Source organism: Pseudomonas sp. MWU13-2862 (assembly GCF_023242495.1).
Classification (GTDB): Bacteria; Pseudomonadota; Gammaproteobacteria; order Pseudomonadales; family Pseudomonadaceae; genus Aquipseudomonas; species Aquipseudomonas gingeri_D.
This window is the reverse complement of sequence record NZ_JALMEZ010000002.1, coordinates 525,609-531,608: the sequence shown is the minus strand read 5'-3', so window position 1 is coordinate 531,608 and position 6,000 is coordinate 525,609. Positions and strand designations below refer to the sequence as shown.

Genomic DNA, 6,000 nt, shown 5'->3' with positions numbered 1-6,000 from the left:
AATTGCGCGCAACTACACGTATGCCGCGCACAGTCGTACAGAGAGCAGGGGGCTCTGTTCTCAGTTCTGGATGTAGTGTTCTTGTATTGCACGTGCTGTCACAGGGTGTGCCTCATGGAAACGTTGTTTTAACATGAGGGCTTCGAGGGGAAGGGGGGCCATGGCGGCGTCCTTGCCGCGTCCCACAAATGCTCACTGCTGTGTACGGTGTGAGCGCAGATCAAGAGAGACAAGCTTGCCGACTGACGTTGAGTTTTTGAAACCTTGATGTCAGGTGTTCCTGGCGCCAGCAGGGACTGCCAAAATTTTAAAGGCTTTCAATATGTAGTTTAAAAACAGTTAGAATTATTATCACCGTGGTCATCAGAATGACCATCCATTTTCCGATTCTGTCAGACCGTTGCTCTTTGGCCCTATCACGTTCTATACGATTGTTCAGTGCGATTTCTTCGGCAATTTCCTTACAAAACTGACGGCGTTGATCGATGAGGGGTTTGCTGAGAGTAGCTATGCTCTCACTCTGTTCTTTAATAGACGTACGCAACTCTCTGATCGAGTCGTTTAACTTATCGCCCTGATTTGAGATGTTTCGATTCAACAGATTTTCAGTAGATGTCAGATCATATTTTGATGCTGGATCTCTCACTTCGCTCTCCTAAGCCATTGACAGCGGCTTTGGTTTTGTAGAGTAGTCCATTGACGTGCTCACACTTGCAAAGTCTGGGCGTACCATCAACCGATCAATGAACCGTCAGTACACGGTGGTCTCGAGGACAACACCGCCTGGGAAGAGGTTGTTGTCAGCCGTCATCCCGATCTAATAGTCGAGCCAAACCCATTGACTGAGATAGCCAGCCATTTCTCGGGTGATTGTAGGGATATACTTCGTTTGACGCGTGCAGATGATCTGCTCTCTGCTGGAAAGCTGAGTGAATTTGGGCGCACTCCTAGAGAAAGAGGCCGCCTCACAACTGGCGCGTGCTTTTCCCTTTTGATCGGGCGTTTTTTCTGACAGGTGATCCTTCAGGGAAGCACTACATAGGTCTGATACTCAGGCTTCCAGCCTGGAAGAGCTAGCGCTTTAACCAGTAGCATTTTGGATGACGAAGAAGGGTGATGGGGTCTCAAAGATTGGCGAGCATGAGCTCCAACTGCCGATGTTCCCAAGCGCTCAGTAGATCAACTGGATTGGTTCCGTAACGCTGCCAGTCTTCAAGCGTTCCTGTTCTTCCAGCAGGGCACGTCGCGTCTTCACAGTAATCCAGAATGTCGCCGTCATTGAAAAGCGTAAGCGTCCAGCCATCGACCTCAACGGGCATAGGTCCGGTATGGATCTCGCTCCAGGACTGCGGGCTCAGTCGACGCAGGGCGCGTACACCCAGAGCAACCTCTTTGAGCACCTGGTAAACCTCACGAGCGATGAGGGGGGTGGCTGTCATGTGCGTCGCTCCGCTGTGGCCTGCGAGGCCCAGCTATAAGACGATGCGAGTGATCTGCTTTTGCGGCTCGGCATTGCAACCCACTGACTTGGATAAAGGGGCCTCTCAGTATACTGAAGTCTGCATGCCTCACCCGAGGCGTGAGGTAGAGGGCGGACTACTGCGTGATCAACAGCCACGGCCACATGGCGTTGGTGGCCTGTCTGGCTAAAAGCCTCGACGACTGAATAGCGAAACATCGGATCCACTTTTGAGGCCTTGTTACCATCTTTGGCACGTCTGTAGCGGAGGGTTAGGGGCACAATGCCGGCAGAGACCTCACACCCGTACGCAGGCGTGCTCTGCGTACGGGATATGAATGGCTGTGAATCAGCACGTAGACCGTGCCGAGCAACGAGAGAACCACAAACGCCAACCTGCCAGTGACACGGTGAATGCGCTGTGCTCTATTTGACTTTATCTATCCATGCAAACATAACGGTCATGATGAGGAAGGGCGTGACCCCATACAGCAGGGTGGCGCTCCACAACTGTCTATTGAACTTGATCATATCCAGATCGGATTTTACGTTTCTGATCAAACAGGTTAATTCGCTGCACTGAGAATGAATGGACGAATGAAGCTGATGTTCTCTCTGCCTGATGGTTAACCTTAATTCGTGATTGATCTCCTTCAGTTCATAACTTGAAGCGAAACGGTCAATGTCGGCCCGCCATGCCTCTACCGCAGCCTTGAGTTTTTCTTCAATACAACCGGCAGCCTCGAGCGCGTTATCCAGGTGTTTTGAGGACTTCATCGTATCTCCTGCAATCGATCATTTGTCCGGAGGCATTGCCTGGTAGCAAGCGTCCGTCAGTGTGAAAATCGGGCATTCGGTCGGTGAGGGAGTGACGCCTGTCCTCGCCTATGAATGCCCGGCGTACTGCACTGATCAACGCACTCCTGTACGTCGTAGCCTTGTAGATCATGACCACCTGATGAGGGGCTGTTCCTCGACAGCGACCCTGAGCAAATAGTCGATCAATTCTGTTGGTTGAGGCAGTCAGCCGTTTCCCACGATTTAGTCGGCCAAAAGCTGACTTTATGCCTGTAGGTGCATGAAGGGACGGGCGAATCAGGCACTTGATCGATTCATGTAAGAGCGGTCCTACTTTTTCACCTGTATCGGTACGGTTCAGGCCCGCATCGACCCCTTGTTGCGAAAATCGGGTGACATCTCCCCTGACGTCCCGCGCCCTAAAAAGGTCCTAAAAGGCGCGTTGAAACGGAAGGGGATAAGGGGAGCAAAACGAAGGACAAAGGGCTTACCCGCAAAAGGTTATCCGTGCATTGAACAGCCATAAGGCTCCCTCACACGTCACATTTATGAAATGAAAACATGCGAGTTTTGTCTGCCAAAAAAGAACGTGACAAAGTAATTCGGCACGCTAATACGCTGTTTTAACTATGGACAATGGATTTTAAGGAAAACCGATGTCGATGTTTTGTCAGATCATGGATAAATCTGATAGTGGTGGGTGCGGGTGCCGACTGCTTGATTTTCAACAGTGGCTCCAATACCCGGTGCCGGTTTTCTGTACGCCAGAGATCGCTACGGATTGTCGTCGTTGATTGTTGGTGGCGGCCAGGAAGGCGGGTTGCGCGGCGGTACGCAGAATTACCCGGGTGTTCTTTCGATTGAAACCGCGTTGCAGGAGATGCAACAGAAATACGGCTCCGCAAAAGCCGCGGCACAACGCAGTCGGGAAGCGTTTGAACGTACTCTGCAAGCGATGCTGGGCGAAGTGGTCGTGATCGGTGAGCAAGCACCGCGTATACCGTGCGTGAGCTTTATTGCATCGCCGGGAGTGAATACAAAAAAACTACAGTCGGCCTTGAACACGCAGTCGATCTACATAACCGCAGGGTCGGCGTGTTCGGACAAGACACTCAGCCTATCCAACACGGTCACACAGCTGGGATATCCCGACCGGGTCGCCGGAGCCACCGTGCGTATTTCCATCGACGAAGAACAGTGTCAGTTCGGCTATGAGCGGATTCTGGAGGGTATGGCCCACGGGCTGAAGTTGTCTTCGACTGTCTCGGCAGCTCACGCTGTGGCTCGCGTGTCATGAGGGTGGTGACCTCCGGGTCGGCGTACCTGGACATCGACGCGTATGCCTGTTGCATTGCGTACGCCGAGCTGTTGAATCAACAGGGCATCGATGCTCGGGCCGTCAGTAGTGCCCCGCTCAATGCCAGCATCTCCAGGACCGTGCTTGGATGGCAATCCTCTCTGGACGATTATCTGCCGAGAGCGGGTGATGAGTTCGTGTTGGTGGATGTCTCCGACTACCACCATTTTGACACGGTGGTGGTGCTTGATCAGGTGGTGGAAGTCATTGACCACCACCCTGGTTTTGAAAACTATTGGGCGCAGAAGCTTGGATCTGGTGCGGAGATTCTGCAGATCGGAGCAGCAGCGACTCAGATTTTTCAGCGTTGGGAAGCGATGGGGTTGTTGCCGCGGATCAGCAAAAAAAGTGCTGCGTTGCTGGCCACGGCGATTCTGGACAATACCCTGAATTTCACCGGGCAGTTGACCACCCAATCGGATATCCGGGCTTATGAGGTCCTCGCACGGCGGGCGAAACTGGCTGCGGACTGGCCTGAGCGGTATTTCTCCGAGTGCCAAGCGACTATCGAGTCAGACCTGATTGGCGCGTTGGCGGTTGATATGAAGCGGCTGAAAGCCGATAGCAACCTGCCGCAGGTTTTCGCGCAGATGGCGGTGTGGGATGCCAGTGCGCTGATCCGAACGCATCGCTCAACGATCGCTCACTGGCTGGCGGCGCAGGGTGGAGATTGGCTGTTGAACGTCATCAGCATCCGCGAGTGCAAGAGCTACTTTCTGGCTGAGCCCTTGGTCAGCCAACAGAAGTTGAGCCATTTGCTGCCGATCGAATGGCAGGCCGGAATGGCGGTGCTTGAGCGCTCGCTGCTGCGTAAGGAGCTGGTGAAGTTGGGCTTGGGCCGTATCTCCATTGCAGACGCCATACCGGAGATAGCGAGAAGTTGAGCCGCCAGGTTGGCCGAATACGCCACCGGCTCGCTTTGTCGCAACAGGTGACCGTGATTTCGATACATTGCTCTGCCCGAGGCACTTGTGGGTACACTCGCTGACCACTTCCAGCCCTCACGGTGCCCTGCATGAAAGTTGGAGTGATTTCCGATACTCACGGCCTTCTCCGTCCCGAGGCCCTTGCTGCCCTGAAGGGCTGTGAAAAAATCATTCACGCCGGCGACATCGGTAAGCCTGAGGTGCTTGAGCACCTGGCCGCTATCGCTCCACTGTTCGTTGTGCGCGGTAATAACGACCAGGACGCACCCTGGGCAGCCCATCTGCCGGACCTTCTGCGGCTCGACCTGAGCGGATGGCGGACCCTGCTCGTGCATGACATCGCCGATGTTCCAACAGCTCTGGATGAGGGCATAAAGCTGGTAATCACCGGCCACTCGCACAAGCCTCTCATTCAATGGCGTGATGAAACCTTGTATCTCAACCCAGGGAGCGCGGGTCCACGGCGTTTCAAGCTTCCGGTGACACTGGCGCTGCTGGAGGTGCTTGAGACCTCCATCGAGCCTCGCCTGGTTTCGCTTCTGCCATGATCCGAATGAACGAAAACGGTGGGGCCATCCGTTTCTTTCCTACCGTACAGGAGAGAAACCAAAGCGGCTTTTGAAACGCATTGAAAACCTTGAGATCGCGCGATACCCGCAGGCGTCGGCTATTTGCGAAATGCTGAAATGCGTCGTCTGTAACAGCATCATCGCGTGATGCATTCTAATCTCGGTCAGCACTGCGCTGAAGCTGACGCCTTCTTCCGCGAGGCGTCGCCTCAAGGTGGCTTCACTGACGGCTAATTCGCGACCTACCTGTGCCGCTGTCCAGTGTTTGTCCGGAGCCTTGGCCAGTAACTGGGTTAATCGCTCCGCCAGCCCAGGGACTGAAGGGCGGAGGAATACAATATTCCGTTTCTGCAATGCCAACAGAAGTCCCATCAACCGATTTGTCTGTTGCGCCTCCGAAACGGTTCGTGAGTCGATTCCTCGAATGCAAAACTGCAGCGCATCATTCAAGTCTTCGTCCAGTTCCGCCGTCTTGCATTCAGTGACCATGGATGAGGCCGTGACGTTGTGCCCATAGCGTTGGTGAAACTCAGTGATCAGGCCCGGTGCGAACGTCAAAAACAGAGAAGCAAACGTCGAACTGTTTTTATCCGGTGTTTTTTGAATATCCGTGATGGCGTTTTTGGCCACGGCCATCAAGGTACGGGGATCAGCCAACTCCCAGGTACGTTCACCACTGTCCAGTGTCAAATGGCCTGATGTCACGACCAGCAACGTCGCTTCAAAAAAGCGGAAGTTGGTAGCGTGCTGAGGGCTCATCAGGCGCGGCCTGGCCAGCATGCATGGCGCTTGCGCTTGCAGGGGGGCGCCCGATGGCAGCAGCCAGCGGGCGTCGTCCGGTTGCGGGGCAGTCACAGGCTCAGGCCGATCCATGGTGAGGGTGTGGTTCCT

Annotated in this window: 7 protein-coding genes; 3 read left to right on the top strand and 4 right to left on the bottom strand. The window is 54.1% G+C overall.

What is annotated here, in order from left to right; all coding sequences use genetic code 11:
- Window positions 1-307: 307 nt before the first annotated feature.
- From M5C56_RS05830 to M5C56_RS05820, 3 genes are all read right to left on the bottom strand, one after another.
- Window positions 308-646 carry a hypothetical protein gene (locus M5C56_RS05830; RefSeq protein ID WP_247263020.1) on the bottom strand — a complete coding sequence of 113 codons (339 nt, stop codon included), beginning with the start codon at window positions 644-646 and terminating at the stop codon, window positions 308-310.
- A gap of 478 nt (window positions 647-1,124) precedes the next feature.
- On the bottom strand, window positions 1,125-1,439 hold the full coding sequence (locus M5C56_RS05825; RefSeq protein WP_103499745.1) for a hypothetical protein: 315 nt from the start codon (window positions 1,437-1,439) through the stop codon (window positions 1,125-1,127).
- Between the two features lie 446 nt (window positions 1,440-1,885).
- Window positions 1,886-2,236, bottom strand: coding sequence for a hypothetical protein (locus M5C56_RS05820; RefSeq protein WP_103499746.1), 351 nt, complete (start codon window positions 2,234-2,236; stop codon window positions 1,886-1,888).
- 802 nt (window positions 2,237-3,038) lie between these two features.
- Here M5C56_RS05820 and M5C56_RS05815 point away from each other — a divergent pair.
- The 3 genes from M5C56_RS05815 (at window position 3,039) to M5C56_RS05805 (ending at window position 5,088) form a co-directional block, all read left to right on the top strand.
- Complete coding sequence (locus tag M5C56_RS05815) at window positions 3,039-3,554, top strand: aminotransferase class V-fold PLP-dependent enzyme (protein WP_247263021.1); 516 nt, start codon at window positions 3,039-3,041, stop codon at window positions 3,552-3,554.
- Complete coding sequence (locus M5C56_RS05810) at window positions 3,551-4,498, top strand: DHH family phosphoesterase (RefSeq protein ID WP_103499747.1); 948 nt, start codon at window positions 3,551-3,553, stop codon at window positions 4,496-4,498. Before M5C56_RS05815 ends, M5C56_RS05810 begins: the two co-directional genes overlap by 4 nt.
- 131 nt (window positions 4,499-4,629) lie before the next feature.
- Window positions 4,630-5,088, top strand: coding sequence for a metallophosphoesterase family protein (locus M5C56_RS05805; RefSeq protein ID WP_103499748.1), 459 nt, complete (start codon window positions 4,630-4,632; stop codon window positions 5,086-5,088).
- A 39-nt stretch (window positions 5,089-5,127) separates the two neighbouring features.
- On the opposite strand, the gene M5C56_RS05800 is transcribed toward M5C56_RS05805, so the two are convergent.
- Window positions 5,128-5,982: a helix-turn-helix transcriptional regulator gene (locus M5C56_RS05800; protein WP_247263022.1), complete on the bottom strand. Its 855-nt coding sequence runs from the start codon at window positions 5,980-5,982 to the stop codon at window positions 5,128-5,130.
- Between the last annotated feature and the right edge of the window lie 18 nt (window positions 5,983-6,000).

Excerpts from the sequence above, each read along its gene's own strand:
- M5C56_RS05820 (WP_103499746.1), bottom strand. The coding sequence starts at position 2,236 with ATGAAGTCCTCAAAACACCTGGATAACGCGCTCGAGGCTGCCGGTTGT.
- M5C56_RS05805 (WP_103499748.1), top strand. The coding sequence starts at position 4,630 with ATGAAAGTTGGAGTGATTTCCGATACTCACGGCCTTCTCCGTCCCGAG.
- M5C56_RS05810 (WP_103499747.1), top strand. The coding sequence starts at position 3,551 with ATGAGGGTGGTGACCTCCGGGTCGGCGTACCTGGACATCGACGCGTAT.
- M5C56_RS05800 (WP_247263022.1), bottom strand. The coding sequence starts at position 5,982 with ATGGATCGGCCTGAGCCTGTGACTGCCCCGCAACCGGACGACGCCCGC.
- M5C56_RS05825 (WP_103499745.1), bottom strand. The coding sequence starts at position 1,439 with ATGACAGCCACCCCCCTCATCGCTCGTGAGGTTTACCAGGTGCTCAAA.